The organism is Chelativorans sp. AA-79 (assembly GCF_029457495.1).
GTDB lineage: Bacteria > Pseudomonadota > Alphaproteobacteria > Rhizobiales > Rhizobiaceae > Chelativorans.
Window position 1 is genome coordinate 306,969 of record NZ_CP120361.1, and the last position, 18,990, is coordinate 325,958.

Consider the following 18,990-nt stretch of genomic DNA (forward strand, 5'->3'; position numbering starts at 1 on the left):
GAAGATGATCTACGATCGACTGAAAAGACTGGGCGCGGCCGTGGCCTTGTCGACGGTCGGCGCGCTGCTGGCCCTGCCGGCCGTCGCCCAGGAATTCACCTTTCGCATGACGCACCATCTGCCGCCACAAGCGATTGGCCACCGGGCACTTCTGCAACCATGGGCCGAGCGGATCGAAGAGGCTTCCGACGGGCGCATCAAGATCGAAATCTACCCCGCGCTGCAACTCGGCGGGACCGCGAGCGACATCTATTCGCAGGTGCGCGACGGTGTGGTCGACCTCGGCTGGACTCTGCCGGGTTATACGGCCGGCCTCTTCCCGCTTACCGAGATGTTCGAGCTTCCCTTCATCGCCGGTTCGGCCGAGGCGACCAGCCCCGCCCTGATGGAATTCTATGACGAATATCTGCAGGATGAGTGGTCCGACGTGAAGGTGCTGCTGCTGCACACGACCGCCCCCGGCAATCTCTACACCGTCAACACGACGGTTGACGAGCTCGCCGACATCCAAGGCATGAAGGTGCGTGCGCCTTCCAGCGTCGGCGTGGAGACCATCGAGGCCTGGAATGCCGTTCCCGTCGGTATGCCCGTGCCGCAGGTTTACGAGGCGCTCTCGCGCGGTGTTGTCGAAGGCACGCTTCTGCCCTGGACGATCATGGGGCCGACACGCATCTACGAGGTTACGGGCCATGCCACCGAGCTTGGCGTGCTCGCCTCCACCTTCGCCCTCTTCATGAACAAGGATGCCTACGAATCCCTGCCCGACGATCTGAAGCAGATCCTCGCTGAGAACACCGATATCGAGCTTGCCAAGCGCGCCGGCGCCATCTGGGACGAGGACGAGCGGGCCGTGCGCCAGCGCGCGATCGATGCAGGTGTCGAGGTCGTGACCCTGGACCAAGCTGAGCTCGAAGTTTGGAAGGAAACGGCCCAGCCTGTGATCGACGCCTGGGCGAAGAGCGTCGAGGCCAAGGGCCTGCCGGCACGCGAGATGCTCGACCGCGCCCGTGAGCTGATCGACAAACACGCGGCAGAGGCGTCGCAATGAGCACGGAGGGATACGGCGCCCGGAGCCCGGAGGAGCAGGCCGGAGCCACCAGCGGCTTCGCGCTCGGCCTGCTTGCCGTCAGCCGGTTCTTTGCCGGCTGCGGCGGCTTGATCCTGCTCGGGGTGGTCGTGGTGACGACGGCGAGCGTGGCCGGTCGGTATCTATTCTCCTTGCCTGTTCCTGGCGACTACGAGATCACCGAGTTCGGCTGCGGTATCGCCATTCTTCTGTTCTTCCCGTTTTGCGAGATGACCCGCGCCAATATCAAGGCGGAGTTCTTCACCATGTCCCTGCCGGAGCGCTGGCGCCATTTCCTCGACCTCGTAAGCGAGGTGGCCTTTGTCGGCGTGGCGGCGCTGATTGGTTGGCGCTTGGTGATTGGTGGGCTAAAGCGGCTGGCCGACGGCCAGAGCTATATGCATCTCGGCATTCCGCTGTGGTGGGGCTATGTGCCCGGCGCCTTCGCCATGGCACTCCTCGTCGTGGTCTGCCTCTGGCGGGGCTATGATTCCTTCCGGCGCATGCAAGGTGCACACGCATCATGAGCGGTCCCGTCTTAGCGCTCCTGCTCTTTGCAGCCATGATCGGCCTGATCGTCGCCCGCATGCATGTGGGCGTGGCCATGTTCGTCACCGGCGCGCTCGGCTTCGGCATTCTGACGAGCTCCAACGCGCTCTTCAACCTGCTCAACAACATGGTCTGGAGCCGCGTCTCCCACTACAGCCTGACCGTCATTCCGCTCTTCGTGCTGATGGGCCAGGTGGCGCTGCACGGCGGCTTCGGCAAATCGCTGTTCAACGGAATCCGCTCCTGGGTCGGCCACAGGCCGGGCGGGCTCGCCATCGCCTCCATCATCGGCTGCGGGGCCTTCGGCGCGATCTCCGGCTCTTCCGTTGCCACAGGCGCGACCATGGGCAGCGTGGCGCTGCCCGAGATGCGCCGCTACGGCTATTCGGGCGTGCTTTCCACCGGCTCGCTCGCCGCCGGCGGCACGCTGGGCATCCTTATTCCGCCCTCGGTGATCCTGGTGATCTACGCGATCCTGACCGAGCAATCGATCGGCGCGCTTTTCCTGGCCGCGCTGGTTCCGGGCATCCTGGCCGTCATCGGCTATGTGATCACGGTGCGCATCTTCGTCGCCGTCGATCCCGAAAGCGCGCCGCTGGCGCCGCGCGTGGGCTGGGCCAGCCGACTGCGCGTCGTCAACGACGTGTGGCCGGTGGTTCTGATCTTCCTTGCCGTGATCGGCGGCATCTATCTCGGGGTCTTTACGCCTACGGAGGCTGGCGCGATCGGCGTCTTCCTGGTCGCGGTGGCTGCCTTCATGCGCGGCGAGATGGACGGCAGCAGACTGGTGGCGAGCCTGCTCGAGACCGCGCGCACGACGGCCATGATCTTCCTGATCCTGATAGCCGCCGAACTCTACGGCTCTTTCATCACCGTCTCCGGGCTGACGCGCATGTTCACCGAGGCGCTTGGCGATGCGCAGATCTCGCCCTATCTGGTGCTGCTCGCAATCCTGCTCTTTTATCTCGTCGGCGGATGCGTCATGGACAGCCTGTCCATGATCCTGATCACTATTCCGGTTTTCTATCCGGTGCTGTCGACGCTCGACTTCGGCCTGTCGCCGGACGGCTTTGCCATCTGGTTCGGCATTCTGGCGCTCACTTTGGTCGAGATGGGCCTGATCACGCCGCCGGTGGGACTCAACGCTTATGTCATCAACTCGCTGGCGCGCGACATCCCGATCACCCAGACCTTCCGCGGGGTCGTCCCGTTCCTGGCGAGCGACATAGTGCGTGTCGCGCTCATCATCCTCTTCCCGGCGCTGGCGCTGTGGTGGATGTGAGGCAGGGAGCGGGCCTCATTCCCCGCGGAAGCGCGCCACGACCTCCGGCGGCAACGGCGAGGATTTGAGCCGGCCGGTGTCGGGGTCCTTGCGGGTCCACACCCGCGTCTCGAAGCCTTCCACGCAAAGCCTGCCGGCCTTCGATAACTCGTGCTTAACGTCGAAGCTCGAGTTGCGGATGTCAGCCACCGTGCTGGTGATGCTCACCTCGTCGCCGAAGCTGCAGGGCGCCAGAAACTTGGCCCGGGTCTCGACCAGCGGACAGCCGGCGATGCCGAACTTTTCCACCATGATCTGCTTCGGCCAGCCAGCCGCCTCGTAAAGCATGGTGGTGCAGTGGTCGAAAAAGGAGAAGTAGTTGGGGTTGAAGACGATCCCCGCCGGATCGCAATCGCCCCATTCGATGCGCCGCTCAAGCGTGTTGGTAAGCATCTGTCCGCTCGCATTCGTTGACGATCCTCGCCATTACACTCCCTCCAGCGATCCGCGCTTCACGCCGATCTCGCTGCGGTAGGACTGCGCCGCCTGGCTGATCGGGCAGGGGGCGACGATGGCGCGGATCCTCACCTGGTCGTGCGGCTCGACATTGCCGGCGCTGCGCGCCCCGCCACCATCCTCGCCCCAGTGAAGGACGACTTCCGTGCCGTATTCGGCGAATTCCGGTTCTATGCTGCACAGCGACATCATCGCCCGTTCGTTTGCCGTATAGGTCGGATAGGTGGCGAGCCCGATCGTCCTGCCCGCCTTGTCCGTCACCCGGTCGTAATGCATGCGCGCGCAGGCCGCCAGCGGCATGGTGATCGGCAGCGGATTGGCACTGCCCGTCTCGAACTGGCTCTGCATGATTTCCAGCACGTCCTCGGCGTTCCACACCAGTGTCACCTTTTTCCGGTGCGGCGCGTCCTTCATGCGCTCCAGTGCGGCGCGGCCGACATAGTCGTGGTCGAACTTTACGAGATGGCCGTAGTTGAGGTCGTAGGGCGTGAGATAGTAGTCCTCGATATCCGGCGAATAGAAGCTGCCGCCGAGCGACATGCGCATCACGGCGTTCTTCGCCGTGAGCCAGTCCCGATAGGGCTTCAATTCCGGGCTCGTATAGACGGCGGAGACCGGCACGGCCCACCAGCCCGATTCGATGACGGTGGTGAAATAGCCGATGGAGCCGATCTGCCGCAAGCCGAACTCCCGGCCGGCCGCCACCAGCGCGTTCTTGACCGTCTTGCGGTCCTCCCAGGGGCCGGAGAGCTCAAGCCCCGGCACGCCGCCCATGGTGTGGCGCATGCCGCGCACCCTGCAGCCGGCGATGTCGATGATGTCGGACTTGAAGAACTTTATCTCCGGCAGCGGTCCACCGTGCAGCTTTTCCAGGAGATCCCAAGCTCTCGGCCCCTCCACCTGATAGCGGTAGAAATTGCGCTTTTTCGCCTTGTTGAGCGCCCACATCGGGTCGAGCTCGGCTTCCACATCGTAGCCGAGCGTCTCGGCGTTGAAGCGCACCCAGTCGGTCGTGGCGGGGTTGCCTACGACAATGAAATGTTCCTCCTCCAGCCGATAGAGGATGGCGTCGCCGATCACGTGACCCTCCGGCGAGCAGGCGAGAAGCTGTTTCGCCGCCCCCACCTCGAATGTCCGGAAGGAATTGACGGCAAGGTACTGGCAGAGATCGAGCGCGCCGGGCCCCTTTAGATGCAGGCTGTCCATGTGGAAGCTCTGGTCGTGCAGGGCGACGGTTTCGCGCCAGGCCCGCTGCTCGTCCCGCCAGGTCGTGAATTCCGGCCGCACCGCATCGCCCGGCATCATCTGCGTGAAGATCGTCAGCGCGTTCTTCGGCGGGTTTCTGAACAAATGATCCACGATGCTCGGGACCTTCTCGATCAGGTCGCTCAGGGATTGCGGCTCTTGTGCATTGCTGGCCATCGGACTGCCTTTCGGAAGAATTGTCGCTCGCCAAATTCACATTCATTCTATAAACCTATAGAAGAAATGACAATGGGGGATGATCGGGGGGTATGGCCGGACCGCAGGCTTGTCTCCAAACGCGCAGGCGGACGACGCGCGCCAAATGCAGGTGCGGGACGGTCCTCCCCTGTGCTTTCCATCGCCGTCCTTGCTGCGTACAACAGCGGCGTTGCGGGATTCGGCCGGAGGCGGTGGAGAAACCATGTCACGAGAGGTCCAATCGACCAAGAAGCCAGCCGGCCGGCCCGTCCGAAAGCGCCGTAAGGAAATCGTCGATGCGGCCGCGCGCGTCTTTGCCGAGCGCGGCTATCACGGCGCTTCGACCCAGGATATCGCCGATCTTCTGGGCATGCGCCAGGCTAGCCTCTACTACTATTTCGAATCCAAGGAGGCCGCGCTCGAGGAGGTTTGCGCCCGGGGCACCGCGGGCTTTGTGGAAGCCGCCGAAGCGATCCTCAAGAACGGCAGCTCCGCGGAGGAAAAGCTGCGCGCGCTCCTCGCCGCCCACATAACCCCGCTCGGCGACCGCGCCGACTACATGCTCACCTTCCTGAACGAGCGCAAATGGCTGCCGCGCGAGAGCCGGCGCCGCATCGGGCGCCTGTCGCGGCGGCTCGAGGCCATCTTCGAGCGAGTGATCCGTGAGGGCATGCGCAGCGGTGAATTCCGCAGCGATCTTAATCCGCGGCTTACGGCACTCGCCATGCTTGGCATGATGAATTCGGTGGCGATCTGGCATCACCGCGAGAGCGCGACGCTCGACCACATCGCCGAAACCCTGTCCGACCTCGTCCTCAAGGGCGCCGTCTCGGATGGCTGAGGCTGCGGAGGGCAAAATTTTTATAGATCTATAGAATTTTGCAGTCCGATCGGCTATGGTGCAGCCTCGGACACCGACAGAACCCGTGGATCGGGGGCGATGGATGCACGCGCATTTGGCCGAGTATGAAAGGCTTCGCCGCACCACGGCGCCGACGCTGCTGTGCGAGCGCGCCAGGGCCGAGCCGGACGGCGTCGCCTTCCGCGCGAAGCGCCGCGGCATCTATCGCGAGCGGAGTTGGGCCGGCTATGCCACGGCCGTCGCCCGCTGTGCTGCCGCCTTCCGCAAGCTGGGGCTGGAACCGGGCGACCGCGTCGCCATCATGGGGGATCCTTGCGAGGAATGGGTGATCGCCGATCTTGCCGCCCAGGCGATTGGCTGCGTGACCTACGGCATCTACCCGACCGCCTCGGCCGAGGAACTCGAATACCAGATGCGCGACGGCGGTGCGGCGCTCTTCGTCTCCGAGGACCAAGAATATGTCGACAAGATCCTCGCCGTCGCCGACCGGCTGACGGCGCTGCGCCACATCGTCGTCATAGATGATACCGCTCTCTTCGCCTATGACGACCCGCGTCTCCTCACCTATCAGCGGATTGTGGAAGCGGAATCGGCGGGCCTCGATTGGTTGGAAGAGCAGTCCTCGAAACTCGATCCCGCCGCGCCCGCCTTCATCGTCTATACGTCCGGCACGACGGGCGCGCCCAAAGGCGCGGTGATCGCCCATGGCAAGCATCTGGCCGCGACCTACAACATCGTCACCCATTATCCGATGCTGACCGAGAAGGAGCAGCGCACGGTCGTCTTCCTGCCGCTCTGCCATGTACTCGGCCGGGACATCGCCGTCACCATGCCGCTCTTCTCGCGCCTCGTGCCGCACTACGGCGAAGATCTCGAGGACCTTTCGACCACCTTCTTCGAGGTCGCGCCGACGGTGCTCTTCACCGTCCCGCGCTATCTGCAGAAATTCGCCTCGCAGATCCTGATCGGCATCTCGAATTCCACCGGCATCAAGCGCACGGCCTACGAGTTCGCCATGCGGGTCGCCCGGTGGGAGGGCAGGCGCCCGGCAATCGACAATACCGCCTTCGCCGCCGCCTGGGCGGCGGTTTTCCGCCCCATCCTCAACAAGCTCGGCTTCGACCGGCTGGAGCTCGTCATCTCCGGGGGCGCGCCGCTGCCCGGCGAGACGGCGGCGCTGTGGCAGATCTACGGCATCAACGTGCTTGAAATGTACGGCCAGACCGAAACGGCGGGCGGCATCGTGGCCGGCCAGCAGGGTCCCTATGCGAAGCCGGGTACCGTGGGCAGCGTTCCCGCCGGCTGGGAGGTGCGGCTGGCGGAGGACGGCGAAATTCACGTGCGGAGCCCCGATCTCTTCGAAGGCTACTGGAACAACGAGGAAGCCACGAAAGGCGCCTTCGCGGAAGACGGCTGGCTGCGCACAGGCGATATCGGCACCTGGGAGGACGGCAGCCTGCGCCTGATCGACCGGGCGCGCGACTTCATCGTCACCTCCGGCGGCAAGACCATATCGCCCGCCTATATCGAGAACGTGATGCGGGCGAGCCCCTATCTGAGCGAAGTCGTTGTCTTCGGCCACGGCCGCAAATATCTCACCGCGCTGGTGGAAATCGATTTCGACATGGTGGCCGACTGGGCCCGCGCCAACGATGTGGCCTATTCCGGCTTCACCAATCTCGCCGAGAACCCGCGCACGCGCGAATTGATCCAGGCCGAGATCGCGCGCGGCAACGAGAAACTGGCGCGGGTGGAGCAGATCAAGGCTTTCCGCATCCTGCCCAAAATGCTGGACCCGGAGGAGGACGGCGAGCCGGTGACGCCGACGCGAAAGGTCAAGCGCACGCTGATGTATGAGAGATTCAAGCCGCTCGTTGACGAGATGTACGACGACCGGGAGGAGCGGCTGGTCGCCGCTGCCGTGGGCGCCGGCTGATTTGCTTGGAGTGAACGCGCGGACGTCAAGCCGCTGCGACAGGGAGGAACGACAATGAAGACGATGAAGTGGAGCATGCTCGTCGGGCTGGCAACGGCGCTCGCCGCGCCATGGGCCCATGCGCAGGAAGCGCTGAAGATCGGGCTTACCGGCGCGTTGACCGGGCCCGTCGCCGGCACCTATGCGCCGGCCGTGGAAGGCCTGCGGATCTACATCGACAGGGTCAACGAGGCCGGCGGAATCGACGGCAGACAGATCGAGCTCCTGCTTCAGGACGATGGCGCGGAGCCCTCGCGGGCGGCGGCCAACGCCAAGCGCTTCCTGACGCAGGATGGCGTGGTGATGCTCCTGAATGCGAGCCTCTCCTCAACCTATGCGCCGGTGATCGCCGAGGCGAAGCGGGCGGGCGTGCCGCTTCTCTTCACCGCTGCGGCCTGCCCGCCGGAGGTCTTCCCGCCGGCCGACCCGAACCTCTTCTGCGCCACTGCCTTTGGCACCGAATATGACAGCCGTGCAGCACTCGACTTCATCGAGGAGACGGCCGGCACCGACGTGAAGATCGGCTTCCAGGCCATGGCCATTCCCGTGTCGCGTGGCGAGATCGATTATGCCGAGGGTCTGGCGGAGGGAATGGGCATGACGCCGGTGGCCAAGGAGATCACCCCGCCGCCTGCCCCGGACTATTCGCCCTTTGCCAGCAACATCAACAGCGCCGGCGCCGAATGGGTCTGGTCCTGGGCCCCTTGGGGATCGCAGATCAAGACCTTCGAGGCGCTGCGCCGGCTCGGCTGGGAGGGCCAATACCTGGCTTGGGCCCATCTGGAGGCCGAGAGCGAGCTGGAGCGGGTGAAGGATCCCGGCTTCTACATCCTGGGCGCGAACGCGCTCTTTGCCGAAGACCTGCCGGTGATGCAGGAGATCGCCGATGCGGCAAAGGCGGCAGGAGCCGAGTATCCGGCCAATCAGATGACCGAGGGATGGATCGCCGGCATGGTGATCGAGGCGGCGCTTGCTTCGGCGGAGGATCCGGCTTCCGCAGATTCCGTGCGCGAGGCCATGTCGGGTTTGAGCGTCGATACCGAGGGTCTGCGCGGCGGCCCGCTCGAATGGACGGAGGAGAACCACTTCCGCACCGAGCAGCACTACAAGGTCTATCGCTGGAATACCGAAAACGGCAGCATCGAGACGGTGTCAGGCTGGACGACCTATTCGGTCGAATAGTCCCAACCTTGCCACGGAAGAAACGAAGCGATTGGGCGGGCTCCCTTGCAGTTTGTAGTCAATATCCTTGTGCTCGCGGCGATCTACGCGCTGATCGCCTGCGGCTATGTGCTCATTTACCGGGTGAGCCGGGTGCTCAATCTCGCCCATGGCGAGCTGATGATGCTCGGCGCCTACATGCTGGCGGCAACGGCCTCGGTCTTTTCCATGAGCCCGGTCGTAGCGGTCGTGGTCGCGGCCCTGCTCAGCCTTGCCGTGGGCGGCATGGTCTATCTCTTCCTCATGCGGCGCATGACGGGCGAGATGGTGCTTGCGGCGGTGCTGACGACCGTGGCGCTGGGCATATTGATCCGCGGCGCGATCATTCTCATCTGGTCGGCCCAGCATTACCATCCGCGGGCGATGCTCGGCTGGGAGAACCCCGTCATCACGCTTCCGGGCGATGCGCGTATCTCGCTCTACGCCGCGCTCCTGATCGTGGCGACCGTCATCGTCTATGGCGGGCTCTTCCTGTTCCTACGCTTCGGCCGCTGGGGCATGCGCATGCGGGCGGCCGGACAGGATCCGCTTCTGGCAGCCCAGCGCGGCATTAACCTGCATGCCGTCTTCGCCCTCGCCTGGGGACTCTCCACCTTCACCGGCGCGCTGGCGGGCGTCCTGATCGCGCTCGATTCGGGGCTCGACAGCACCATGGTGATGATCGGGCTGAAGGCGTTTCCCGCAGCCCTCGTCGGCGGGCTCGACAGCCTGGCGGGCGCGCTTGTGGGTGCGCTCATCATCGCCGCCGCCGAGGTCGGCGTTATCCGTTTCGTCGATCCGCTGCTGGCGGACGTGGTGCCCTTCGTCATTTTGATCGCGATGCTGGTGATCCGGCCATGGGGTCTGTTCGGGACGCGCGAGGAACTCGACCGTGTCTAAGCCCCTGCCGTCGGCGAGCGGCCATTTCCGCCGTTCCTATGCGGACGAGTTCCGCCTGGTCGAGACCCGTTTCGCGAAAGCATCGACCGCTGCCTTCACTCTCCTCCTCGTGGGCTTTCCCTTTCTCGCTTCGCCTTTCTATGTCGATCTGGCGACCCAGGTGTTTCTGGCCGCCATCGGCGCGCTTGCGCTCATGCTGCTCACGGGCATTGCCGGCCAGATCAGCCTCGGCCATGCCGGCCTGCTTGCCGCCGGCGCCTTTACCACCGGCATCCTCTACAAGGAGCTTGCCGCGCCTTTCTGGGTGGCGCTGCCGGCCGCCGCCTTCGCCGGCGCGCTGCTGGGCGTCGTGTTCGGCCTGCCGTCGCTTCGCCTGCGCGGGCTCTATCTGGCCGTTTCCACCTTGGCACTGCATTTTCTCGTCGTCTATCTCGGCGGCGAGTACGAGACGCGGCGCGGCTTCTCGACCGGCATCCTCATCGACCCGCCTGTGGTATTCGGCTACGAGATCTATGCGCCGCGCGTCTGGTATTTCGTGCTGCTGGCCACGGTGGGACTTGCGCTCCTCGTCTGCATCAACCTGATGCGTTCGCGCTCCGGCCGCGCCTGGCGTGCGATCCGTTCCAACGAGACGGTGGCTGAGGCGCTCGGCATCGGCATCGCCCGCTACAAGCTGCTTGCCTTCGTCATCACCTCGGCGATGACGGCGGTCGCCGGCGCGCTCTTTGCCTATTACCGTGGTTTCGTGTCGATCGAGGCCTTTTCACTCTATCTGACGATCCAATATGTCGCCATGATCATCATCGGCGGCATGGGTAGCCTGCTCGGCGCGCTGCTCGGCGCCCTCTTCGTCACCCTCTTTCCCTATCTGATCGAAGGCCTCATGGCCGCGCTTCCGGGGGCGGACCGTCTCGCAGGCTCCGTCTTCGCCGTCAACTATGCCGCCTTCGGCATGGTGATGATCCTCTTCCTGGTCTTCGAGCCGCAGGGACTGGTCGGCATCTGGCGCAGGGTGCGCAATTATTTCCTCCTCTGGCCCTTCCGCCAGAAAGCGCTGGGAGAGCGGCCATGACGGCAGCGCCGCCGCTCCTTGCCGTCGACAAGCTGGAGGTCGTCTATCAGCGGGCGATAACGGCTATCCAGGGTGTGAGCCTGAAGGTGGAGGAGGGGCAGATCGTTGCCGTGCTCGGCACCAACGGTGCGGGCAAGACGACGACGCTGCGCGCCATATCCGGCTTTCTCGGCCTCGACGACGCGCGGGTGACGGAAGGCACCATCCTCCTTCGCGGCGCGCATCTCGAGAACCGCCCGCCGCACGAGATCACCCGCCGGGGGCTGGCCCTCGTGCCGGAGCGCGACAAGGTCTTCCCCAACCTGACGGTCGCCGAGAATCTGGCCGTCGTGCCGCGCCGCCACGCCGGCGGCGATGGCCGCTCCATGGAGGAGGTCGTCTATCACTTCTTCCCGCGCCTTGCCGAGTTGCGCCGGCGCGTGGCGGGCCTGCTTTCGGGCGGCGAGCGGCAGATGCTGGCGATCGCCTCCGGGTTGATGTGTGGGCCAGACCTGCTTCTGATCGACGAGCTTTCCCTCGGCCTGGCGCCGGTCGCCGTCGGCAAGCTGACGGAAAGCCTTGTCCAGATCCGCGCCGAACTCGGCATCAGTATTCTGCTTGTCGAGCAGAGCGCGAGCGTGGCGCTCAGGATCGCCGATTACGGCTACGTGCTGGAGAACGGCCGGGTGGTACTGGATGGCGACGCCCAGCGCCTGCTCGGTCATGCGGACATACAGGAGTTCTATCTGGGCCATGCGGGGGGCGACCGGCGAAGCTATCGCGACGTCAAGCAATATCGGCGCAGCCGGAGGTGGTATGGCTGATCTGGAGGTTTCCGGCCTGGTCCTGCGCTTCGGCGGGCTGACGGTTCTGGAACAGGTTTCGCTGAGCGTTGCGCCGGGTGAACTGTTCGCGCTCATCGGTCCCAATGGCGCCGGCAAGACCAGCGTCTTCAACTGCATCAGTGGCATCTACCGCCCGAGCCAGGGTCGAATCCGTTTTCAGGACTGCGATATCACGGGGCTCGCCCCGCATGTGATCGCGCGGGCCGGGCTGGCGCGGACCTTCCAGCATGGAGAGCTCTTCCCCGATATGAGCGTGGTGGACAATCTCCTCGCCGGCCGGCATGCACGCTTTTCCACCGGCCCGCTCGCCGAGGCGCTGTTTCTCCCCTCGGTGCGGCGGCAGGAGGTCGAACACCGGGAGGCCGTGGAGCGGATCATCGAGTTCGTCGAGCTCGAGCGCTACCGCCACGCGCCGGTCGGCGGCCTTCCCTTCGGCGTCCAGAAGCTCGCGGGCTTTGCCCGGGCGCTGGCGATGGAGCCCAAATTCCTGCTGCTCGACGAGCCTTCCGCCGGGCTCAACCGCGACGAGCGGGAGGATCTGGCGCGCTTTCTCCTGCGCATCAAGCACGAGCTCGGCTTGGCGATGATCTGGATCGAGCACGACATGCAGATGGTGGCCGACCTTGCCGACCGGCTGCAGGTGCTCGACTACGGCCGCACCATCGCCGTCGGCTCGCCCGATGAGGTGCTGAGCGACCCTGCCGTGATCAACGCTTATCTCGGCATTTCCGACGAGGCTGCAACCGCGTCGTGACATGCGGGGATATTTTCGCTGTGACAGCGGAAGCATCAGCCTCGCATGAGTCACCGATGGCGCCCATCAAGGTAAATCCCGACAAGATCCGCGAATTCGAGGATGCAGAGAGCTTCTACGCGTGGCTCGGCGAGAACCACGACAAGCAGGACGAGATTTGGATCAAGATCCACAAGCTCGGTTCTGGGCTCAAGTCGATTACCCCTCAGGAAGCAATCGACGTGGTTCTGTGCTGGGGCTGGATCGACGGGGTGCGCAAAGATTTCGACGACAAGAGCTTTCTCCAGCGCTACACGCCGCGCGGCAGAAAGAGCGCCTGGAGCAGGAGCAATGTCGACAATGTCGTCCGGCTGATGAAGCAGGGCCGGATGACCGAGTACGGGCTGCGGCATGTCGAGGCGGCGAAGGCTGACGGGCGCTGGGACCACGCTTATGCCGGCGGCAGGGACATGCGCATTCCCGACGACCTCCAGGCCGCTATCGACGCCGAGCCCAAAGCCAGGGAAATGCTTGGGCAGCTGAGCGCACAGAACCGCTATGCGCTTGCCTACCGCGTTCACCACATGAAGACGGAGGCCGGTCGGAAGAAGAAGATTGAGACCTTCGTCGAGATGCTGAAGCGCGGCGAGACGATCTATCCGCAGAAAAAGAAATGAGCTTCGAGCCATCGCCGTGATAGCCGGAAACCGAGGCAAAGGGGCGATAGAAGTTCTTCGCAATCACGCCCTTGGTGGGGGTAGCGAGCGCCGATTGCTGCCTCCGGTGTCATTGTGAAAGCTAAGCATGACGGGGCGCAAACGCCCAATGTTTGAATGGCCGCCTGGGAGGCGGCTAGCGAGTTCCCCTTAAGCCTCACGCGTCGATAGCACGACGCGTGAGCCGTTCATGTCACGGAGAGCCCCGATGAAGCGGAATGTCCGCCGTCATGCCGGCTGACTTCGAGAATGCCGTAGTCGTTTGCCACCTCGGCCATCTCGATGGTATCGGCGGACGAGAGCAGGCCGCCCCCAACGAGCCTGTAGGTGCCGCAATCGGTGGGCGCGCGGGCACAATGCTCCGCAATCGTTCCGGCCGGGATGACGGCGCTGAAAAGACCGCGCGGATCGAGCGCAAGCACCCGGTTCTCGACAGTGAAATCGACGCCCCCGAACACGTTGGGCATCAGGGCAGAGTCGAGCGTGGTATATACGCCTTCGAGGCCACCCGCCCCTTTAGGCGGGGCGAGCGCGAAAGCCTCCTCGTTCGGCGAAAACCGCACGCTGCGCACGATATCGGAAAAGGCATCCTCGGCGGCGTCCGAATCCTCGTCGTGAAGATCCATCTTGATGAGCATGAGGTACTGGCCAAGGCCGCCTTTGGCGATGCCGGCGAGGGTGGCGGAGATGGTCACATCCTGCCGCCTCGTGCAGCAGCGCAGCTCGACGCGGATGTCGTGCCCATGGGCGGTTCTGCCCTCGCTGTCGACCAGCGGGTCGTCTTCGGCCAGTTCGGGAAACATGCCGAAGAGCTGATCGAATCTGGCATCGAAATCGGTTGCATCGGTGGCCGGAAAGATCTGGATCAGCGTGGCTCCGGCCTCGTCGCGCCGGGCTGCTTCGTCACGCTGCCAGGCTCTGCGCAGGATGATGCCGCCTGCCCCCTCTTCATGCTCCCAGTGCCATATCCGGCAGGGTGAAGGAGATGGTGTTGAGCGTTGCCTCCTCGGCAAGGGCGCCAGCCGCCAGGATGCCGCAGAGCAAGAAGGCAACACAAACTCTGAGAACGAGAGCCAGGCTCGTCATCCGTGGCTTGTCTCCGTCGCAAGTCCAGATCCGCGAACACGACTCTAACCGCTTATAATAGAGGAAATGCGACACTGGCAGATCATCCGACGCGCCGGCGCGTCAGCGCCTCGTGCCGGATCGCGTGGGCAATGACAGGAAGATGCGGCACGTCAGTATCAGATCTTTCCCTTGCGGCACGCGGAATCTGGGCATGTTCGGCCTAACGCAAAGCCTCCTCGATATCCTGGCAGCGCATCCACCATCGCTGATCGACTGCCGCTTCCCGCAGCTGTTCGACGACGCCTTCGCCCGAGCCCGAAAGATCGACCAGGCAGAGCCTGTCGCCATCAGTTTCCAAAACACTTATGTTTACGTTTCGGCAGCCCTCCGGCATGATTCCCCCATTGCTGTCCAGAACCTGCTCGAGCTGTTGCTGTTCCGGACAGGCCGGGATGGAATTCTGGGCCATGGCGGCCGCGTGTGTCACGGCGAGGGTTACGATACCGAATAAGATCGCGCGCATGCGGTTTGTTCCTCCTTTGCAGAATACGGGTCGTCGTACCCGGACCGGGCGTTGATTTGGTGCCCCGGCCGGGCATGTGGCACGACCGACCAATGCAAGCCGCCGATGCAAGCACTACCTCCGTAGAGCAGTGCGAACACGCTCCGGATGGAGCGGCAGGTCGCGAATCCTGACGCCGGTGGCGTCTGCGACGGCGTTGGCGATTGCCGCGGCCGTCGGCCCTTGCGAAGCCTCGCCGGTACCGAGGAAGGGTTCTCCGGGCCGGTCGATCACGTGAACCTCGACGCTTTCCGGCACGGAACGGAAGCGCAGGATAGGGTAGCCGGCCCAATCCATGGAGGTCACACCGTCCTCGTTGAAATGAACCTGTTCGAAGAGCGTCCAACTCGCCGACTGCACCAGCCCACCCTCGATCTGGTTGCGGATGCCGTCGGGATTGACCACCTGACCGCTGTCGGAAGCTGCGACGGCCCGACCGAGCCGGATGCGACCTGATGTGCGTTCCACCTCCGCCTCTATGGCGACGGCGCAATAGGCGGCGAGGTTCTTGTAGCGTGCATAGGCGAATCCGCGGCCCCGCCCCGGACCACGCTCCCAATCGCTCCAACCGAATGCGTCGGCCGCCGCGGTGACGACCTCGCGGGCGCGTGGGTCCTCCAGACGGGTCAGACGGAACTCCACCGGGTCTACACCTGCCGCCGCGGCAAGATCGTCCATGAAGCTTTCGAGCGCGAAGACGTTCATGTAGGCGCCAAGCGAACGCAGGGCGGATGTGCGCAGCGGCATCTGGCGGATGAAATGCTCGACCACGCGGGCGTTGGGGATCGTGTAGCCCGGTACGGAATTGCGGTCCGCGCCGCCGGCAGGCTGCGGGATGTTGCCGGGCCGCTCCGGCTCGAAGGGCGCCGAGAGGAGTTGCGCCGGCAACAGATTGCCGGCAGGACCCGGCCTGGTCGAGTGCGGGTTGCTCCACACCTCGTAGTTCCAGCTCGTGATTTCGCCGGTGTCGGACACCGAGCCCCGCACCGTCACCACCATGGCGGAGCCGTAGGGCTCCCACACATGCTCGTGCTCTCGCATCCACTGCAGGCGCACAGGCCGGCCGGGCAAGGCGCGGGCGAGCAGCGCGGCGTCGGCCGCCGCGTCATCCGCCCCGTTGTGTCCGTAGCAGCCCGCGCCCTCCATGTGGATGACACGGACGGCATTCTCGTCCATTCTCATCATCTCGGCAATCGCCGCGCGGTCGGGATAGACGCCTTGCGTGTGGCTCCAAACCGTGAGCTGGCCGTTCTCGTAGAGCCCCACCGCGCAGGAGGGGCCGATCGAGGCATGCATCTGGTAGGGCCGCGTGAAGGTGGCCTCCACCACCGCGGCGCCGGCGGGCGGCGACGGGGCGCTGTCCGCCCCAATGAGCACGTTGTCTTCCGAGGGAAGCTGGCGGATGTATTCGTAGATTTCCGTTTCGGAGGGCAGGGGATCACCGCCCTCCCACTCTGCGGCCGCTTCCAGCGCGCGCATGGCCCTGATGGCCTGGAACTCCTGTTCGGCGATCACGCCGAGATAGTCGCCGTCGCGCACCACCTGGAGGAGGCCCGGCAGGTTTTCGACCTCTGATGTGTCCAATCCGGCGAGGCGGGCGCCGCGACGGGGCGGACGCACCACGCGCGCATGCACCATGCGTTCCAGTGTCAGGTCGTGCACGTAGGAAGGCTGGCCGGTGAGCTTGCCGGGAATGTCCACCCGCGGCACGGATTGGCCCATGATCGTGTAGCTTCCGGGGTCGAGGAAATCCCTTTGCTCGCTCACGCGCACGTGTAGCGAACGCCCGGTGACAAGCTGGCCGTAGCTCAGCCTTTCGCCGGAGCCGGACATGAAAACACCGTTTTCCAGCGTCAGCTCTTCCGCTGGAATGCCGAGCTCCCGGGCCGCAAGGTCGCGCATGATGCGGCGCAGATAGGCCGAGGCGTGCAGGATCGCGGTGCCGCTCTCCTCCATGGAGTGGCTTGCGGCGGTATAGCCCTCGTTTGGCGTCTGGCCGGTATCGGCCGTATGGAGCTCGATGCGGGGAAATTCGACCTGAAGCTGCTCCGCCGCGATCTGCGTGATCGCAGTCTTGATGCCCTGGCCCAGCTCGGCCTTACCGGTGAAGACGGTGATGCTCTCGTCACCGCCGATGCGGATCCAGGAGTCGACATAAGGATAATCCGCAAGGCTTCCGGGGAGTTCGCCAGACTGATCGACCACCTCCGCCTCTTCCTCCTGCGCGAGAAGCAGGCCGGGGGAGGAGGAGAAATAAAGGACCAGGGCACCCCCCGTCTTGAGCAGCGTGCGGCGGGACATGCCCTTTCGGCCGACCATGTTCATTGCGTCTCCTCCTCTGCAACGGAGGCCTGAGTCTCGAAGCTTTCTGCAGCGCGGCGGACGGCGCGCAGGATTCGCATGTGCGTACCGCAGCGGCAGAGCGACGGCGACAGCGCCGAACGGATCGCCGTCTCGTCGGGGGTGGCATTGTGCGAAAGCAGGGCATGCGCGCGCATGATCATGCCGGGAATGCAATAGCCGCACTGCGCGGCCTGCTCCTCGATGAAGGCGCGCTGCACCGGGCCGGGATTGTCGATGGTGCCGAGACCTTCAAGAGTTGTGATCTCGCGCTCGGCGAGCATCGAGATGGGCGTGAGGCAAGAGAAAATCGGCGTTCCGTCGGCCAGCACGGTGCAGGAGCCGCACTGGCCGAGCCCGCAGCCGAACTTGGCGCCGTAAAGGTCCATCTCGTTGCGCAGCACGTAGAGTAGCGGCGTGTCCGGATCGGTTTCGGTTTCGAAGGTACCGCCATTCACTCTTAGCATGACCATTTCATTCCTCCGTGTGCGAGGCTTCGGCGGTGTGTGCCGCGCCAGAGCCCATGATCTCGGTCGCGGCGCCCTCCAGGTCTTCCCAGGGGTCGAGGTCGGTGAAGCGTTCACGCAGATAGGAGGTGAGCGCCACCATCTGCTCCTGCGTCAGCGCCCCCTCAAAGCCGGGCATATAGGGACCGGGCCGCCCCTCGGGCGGCTGGACCCCCTGTTCGATGATGTGGATCAGGTTGCGCGGGTCGGGGATGCGCAGCGACGTGCTGTAAGCGAGCTGCAGGCCAGCCGCGAACCGCGCCGGCTCGCCCTCGTGGCAGCCCGCGCAGGCGCTCGCATAGATAACCGCGCCGGGATTGTCGCCCGCCGGCTCCTCGCCGACCGCGGCGGTGATCTCCTCGGCTTCCGCTTCCGCCCCGGTATCGCTTTCGATCAGCGTGGCCATGTAGGCAGAGATCGCGGCGACATCCTCCCCAGGCACGCGCGAAAGATTGTGCGCCACCGGCGCCATAGGCCCGACGGCTACGCCGTGCCGCTCAGTCCATTGGCCGGTGAGATAGGTGTTTAGCTGCTCTTTGTCCCAGCTTGTCGCCGCCGGCACCTCTCCGGCGATCGCGGGCGCGTACCAGTTCTCGGTTACCTCGCCTTGCAGGAACTCGTCTTCGATTTCCGCCTGCAGGGCGTTGCGCGGCGTGTGGCATCCGCCGCAGTGGGCTAGCCCCTGGACGAGATAGGCGCCACGATTTACCTGCTCGTCGGTGTCCGGCAGCCCGGCAAAGCGCTCGTTCTCCAGGTAGAGCAGCTTCCAGCCGGCGAGCAGCGGCCGGATGTTGAAGGGGAAAGTCAGCTCGTGGGCCGGCGCCTCGTTGCGTACCGGCTCAAGGCTCATCAGATACGTGTAGATGGCTTCGATGTCCTCTTCCGCCGCCTTCGTGAAATGGTGGTAGGGGAAGGCCGGATAGAGATGGTTTCCCTCGCGGTCGAGTCCGCGATACATGGCCCGTTGGAATGCTTCCGCGGACCAGGCACCGATGCCCGTTTCCTCGTCGGGCGTGATGTTGGTGCCGTAGAGGGTTCCAAGCGGCGTGGGGATGGCGCGCCCCCCTGCATAGGGCTCGCCGCCTTCGGCCGTGTGGCAATCGGCGCAGTTGCCGATCATCGCCAGCTCCTCGCCGCGCGCCACCGTCTCCTGGTCTAAACCCTCGGAATCGGGCCGCTCGACCGTCTCCAGCGCGCGTGGGCTGACGGCATAGGCAACCGCAGCTGCGACCAGCACGAGGACGGCGACGACAACACCATAGAGAATCTTCATGGAAGCCTTCCCTCCTCCGTGGATTTCTTCCAGGCCTGAGAAGCCAGTTTTCCAACTTTTCGCTGGTATTAATGTTCCGTTACCAGATGGGCGGCACGTCTGCCGGCTCGTGCGCCTCCTTGAT

The 18,990-nt window shown here is 64.7% G+C and carries 18 protein-coding genes; 12 read left to right on the plus strand and 6 right to left on the minus strand.

From position 1 onward, the window contains the following. Positions 1-4 precede the first annotated feature (4 nt). From PVE73_RS01545 to PVE73_RS01555, 3 genes are read left to right on the plus strand one after another with little or no spacing between them, the layout of a single operon-like run. A complete protein-coding gene (locus PVE73_RS01545; RefSeq protein ID WP_277365257.1) occupies positions 5-1,048 on the plus strand; it encodes a TRAP transporter substrate-binding protein in 1,044 nt (347 codons plus the stop codon). Next, the gene (locus PVE73_RS01550) at positions 1,045-1,593 is read left to right on the plus strand and encodes a TRAP transporter small permease (protein WP_277365258.1); all 549 of its coding nucleotides are present in this window, start codon (positions 1,045-1,047) and stop codon (positions 1,591-1,593) included. The genes PVE73_RS01545 and PVE73_RS01550 overlap by 4 nt, the downstream gene beginning before the upstream one ends. Further along, positions 1,590-2,897 (plus strand): TRAP transporter large permease, encoded by a 1,308-nt coding sequence (locus PVE73_RS01555; RefSeq protein WP_277365259.1) that lies wholly within the window; start codon positions 1,590-1,592, stop codon positions 2,895-2,897. The genes PVE73_RS01550 and PVE73_RS01555 overlap by 4 nt, the downstream gene beginning before the upstream one ends. A 15-nt stretch (positions 2,898-2,912) precedes the next feature. On the opposite strand, the gene PVE73_RS01560 is transcribed toward PVE73_RS01555, so the two are convergent. Both PVE73_RS01560 and PVE73_RS01565 read right to left on the minus strand, forming a co-directional pair. Next, positions 2,913-3,329, minus strand: coding sequence for a thioesterase family protein (locus tag PVE73_RS01560; protein WP_277365260.1), 417 nt, complete (start codon positions 3,327-3,329; stop codon positions 2,913-2,915). A 33-nt stretch (positions 3,330-3,362) separates the two neighbouring features. Further along, entirely contained in the window at positions 3,363-4,814 is a 1,452-nt protein-coding gene (locus tag PVE73_RS01565) for an aminomethyl transferase family protein (RefSeq protein ID WP_277365261.1), read from the minus strand. A 244-nt stretch (positions 4,815-5,058) separates the two neighbouring features. Here PVE73_RS01565 and PVE73_RS01570 point away from each other — a divergent pair, with 244 nt between their 5' ends. The 8 genes from PVE73_RS01570 to PVE73_RS01605 all read left to right on the plus strand — a co-directional run bounded on the left by PVE73_RS01570 (position 5,059) and on the right by PVE73_RS01605 (position 13,078). Continuing rightward, positions 5,059-5,676 carry a TetR/AcrR family transcriptional regulator gene (locus tag PVE73_RS01570; RefSeq protein ID WP_277365262.1) on the plus strand — a complete coding sequence of 206 codons (618 nt, stop codon included), beginning with the start codon at positions 5,059-5,061 and terminating at the stop codon, positions 5,674-5,676. 103 nt (positions 5,677-5,779) lie between these two features. Beyond that, positions 5,780-7,633: a long-chain fatty acid--CoA ligase gene (locus PVE73_RS01575; RefSeq protein ID WP_277365263.1), complete on the plus strand. Its 1,854-nt coding sequence runs from the start codon at positions 5,780-5,782 to the stop codon at positions 7,631-7,633. 54 nt (positions 7,634-7,687) lie between these two features. Next, the gene (locus PVE73_RS01580) at positions 7,688-8,854 is read left to right on the plus strand and encodes an ABC transporter substrate-binding protein (RefSeq protein ID WP_277365264.1); all 1,167 of its coding nucleotides are present in this window, start codon (positions 7,688-7,690) and stop codon (positions 8,852-8,854) included. 45 nt (positions 8,855-8,899) lie between these two features. Then, a complete protein-coding gene (locus PVE73_RS01585; RefSeq protein WP_277365265.1) occupies positions 8,900-9,772 on the plus strand; it encodes a branched-chain amino acid ABC transporter permease in 873 nt (290 codons plus the stop codon). After that, entirely contained in the window at positions 9,765-10,844 is a 1,080-nt protein-coding gene (locus tag PVE73_RS01590; protein WP_277365266.1) for a branched-chain amino acid ABC transporter permease, read from the plus strand. The genes PVE73_RS01585 and PVE73_RS01590 overlap by 8 nt, the downstream gene beginning before the upstream one ends. Further along, positions 10,841-11,647 (plus strand): ABC transporter ATP-binding protein, encoded by an 807-nt coding sequence (locus PVE73_RS01595; RefSeq protein WP_277365267.1) that lies wholly within the window; start codon positions 10,841-10,843, stop codon positions 11,645-11,647. The genes PVE73_RS01590 and PVE73_RS01595 overlap by 4 nt, the downstream gene beginning before the upstream one ends. After that, a complete protein-coding gene (locus tag PVE73_RS01600; protein ID WP_277365268.1) occupies positions 11,640-12,422 on the plus strand; it encodes an ABC transporter ATP-binding protein in 783 nt (260 codons plus the stop codon). The genes PVE73_RS01595 and PVE73_RS01600 overlap by 8 nt, the downstream gene beginning before the upstream one ends. A gap of 56 nt (positions 12,423-12,478) precedes the next feature. Next, positions 12,479-13,078 carry a YdeI/OmpD-associated family protein gene (locus PVE73_RS01605; protein ID WP_277365269.1) on the plus strand — a complete coding sequence of 200 codons (600 nt, stop codon included), beginning with the start codon at positions 12,479-12,481 and terminating at the stop codon, positions 13,076-13,078. A gap of 227 nt (positions 13,079-13,305) precedes the next feature. On the opposite strand, the gene PVE73_RS01610 is transcribed toward PVE73_RS01605, so the two are convergent. Continuing rightward, positions 13,306-14,130, minus strand: coding sequence for a hypothetical protein (locus PVE73_RS01610; RefSeq protein WP_277365270.1), 825 nt, complete (start codon positions 14,128-14,130; stop codon positions 13,306-13,308). 266 nt (positions 14,131-14,396) lie between these two features. Between PVE73_RS01610 and PVE73_RS01615 the strand changes: the two genes are divergently transcribed. Continuing rightward, positions 14,397-14,696: a hypothetical protein gene (locus PVE73_RS01615; protein WP_277365271.1), complete on the plus strand. Its 300-nt coding sequence runs from the start codon at positions 14,397-14,399 to the stop codon at positions 14,694-14,696. Between the two features lie 126 nt (positions 14,697-14,822). Here PVE73_RS01615 and PVE73_RS01620 read toward each other — a convergent pair whose 3' ends face one another. From PVE73_RS01620 to PVE73_RS01630, 3 genes are read right to left on the minus strand one after another with little or no spacing between them, the layout of a single operon-like run. Continuing rightward, positions 14,823-17,072 (minus strand): molybdopterin cofactor-binding domain-containing protein, encoded by a 2,250-nt coding sequence (locus tag PVE73_RS01620; RefSeq protein ID WP_277365272.1) that lies wholly within the window; start codon positions 17,070-17,072, stop codon positions 14,823-14,825. Continuing rightward, positions 17,069-17,560 (minus strand): (2Fe-2S)-binding protein, encoded by a 492-nt coding sequence (locus tag PVE73_RS01625; RefSeq protein ID WP_277365273.1) that lies wholly within the window; start codon positions 17,558-17,560, stop codon positions 17,069-17,071. The genes PVE73_RS01620 and PVE73_RS01625 overlap by 4 nt, the downstream gene beginning before the upstream one ends. 1 nt (position 17,561) lies before the next feature. Beyond that, entirely contained in the window at positions 17,562-18,866 is a 1,305-nt protein-coding gene (locus tag PVE73_RS01630) for a cytochrome c (RefSeq protein ID WP_277365274.1), read from the minus strand. Between the last annotated feature and the right edge of the window lie 124 nt (positions 18,867-18,990).

Bases quoted from the DNA above. Each gene is read 5' to 3' on its own strand.
- PVE73_RS01545 (WP_277365257.1), top strand. From the start codon at position 5: ATGATCTACGATCGACTGAAAAGACTGGGCGCGGCCGTGGCCTTGTCG.
- PVE73_RS01550 (WP_277365258.1), top strand. From the start codon at position 1,045: ATGAGCACGGAGGGATACGGCGCCCGGAGCCCGGAGGAGCAGGCCGGA.
- PVE73_RS01555 (WP_277365259.1), top strand. From the start codon at position 1,590: ATGAGCGGTCCCGTCTTAGCGCTCCTGCTCTTTGCAGCCATGATCGGC.
- PVE73_RS01560 (WP_277365260.1), bottom strand. From the start codon at position 3,329: ATGCTTACCAACACGCTTGAGCGGCGCATCGAATGGGGCGATTGCGAT.
- PVE73_RS01565 (WP_277365261.1), bottom strand. From the start codon at position 4,814: ATGGCCAGCAATGCACAAGAGCCGCAATCCCTGAGCGACCTGATCGAG.
- PVE73_RS01570 (WP_277365262.1), top strand. From the start codon at position 5,059: ATGTCACGAGAGGTCCAATCGACCAAGAAGCCAGCCGGCCGGCCCGTC.
- PVE73_RS01575 (WP_277365263.1), top strand. From the start codon at position 5,780: ATGCACGCGCATTTGGCCGAGTATGAAAGGCTTCGCCGCACCACGGCG.
- PVE73_RS01580 (WP_277365264.1), top strand. From the start codon at position 7,688: ATGAAGACGATGAAGTGGAGCATGCTCGTCGGGCTGGCAACGGCGCTC.
- PVE73_RS01595 (WP_277365267.1), top strand. From the start codon at position 10,841: ATGACGGCAGCGCCGCCGCTCCTTGCCGTCGACAAGCTGGAGGTCGTC.
- PVE73_RS01600 (WP_277365268.1), top strand. From the start codon at position 11,640: ATGGCTGATCTGGAGGTTTCCGGCCTGGTCCTGCGCTTCGGCGGGCTG.
- PVE73_RS01605 (WP_277365269.1), top strand. From the start codon at position 12,479: ATGGCGCCCATCAAGGTAAATCCCGACAAGATCCGCGAATTCGAGGAT.
- PVE73_RS01615 (WP_277365271.1), top strand. From the start codon at position 14,397: ATGTTCGGCCTAACGCAAAGCCTCCTCGATATCCTGGCAGCGCATCCA.
- PVE73_RS01620 (WP_277365272.1), bottom strand. From the start codon at position 17,072: ATGAACATGGTCGGCCGAAAGGGCATGTCCCGCCGCACGCTGCTCAAG.
- PVE73_RS01625 (WP_277365273.1), bottom strand. From the start codon at position 17,560: ATGGTCATGCTAAGAGTGAATGGCGGTACCTTCGAAACCGAAACCGAT.
- PVE73_RS01630 (WP_277365274.1), bottom strand. From the start codon at position 18,866: ATGAAGATTCTCTATGGTGTTGTCGTCGCCGTCCTCGTGCTGGTCGCA.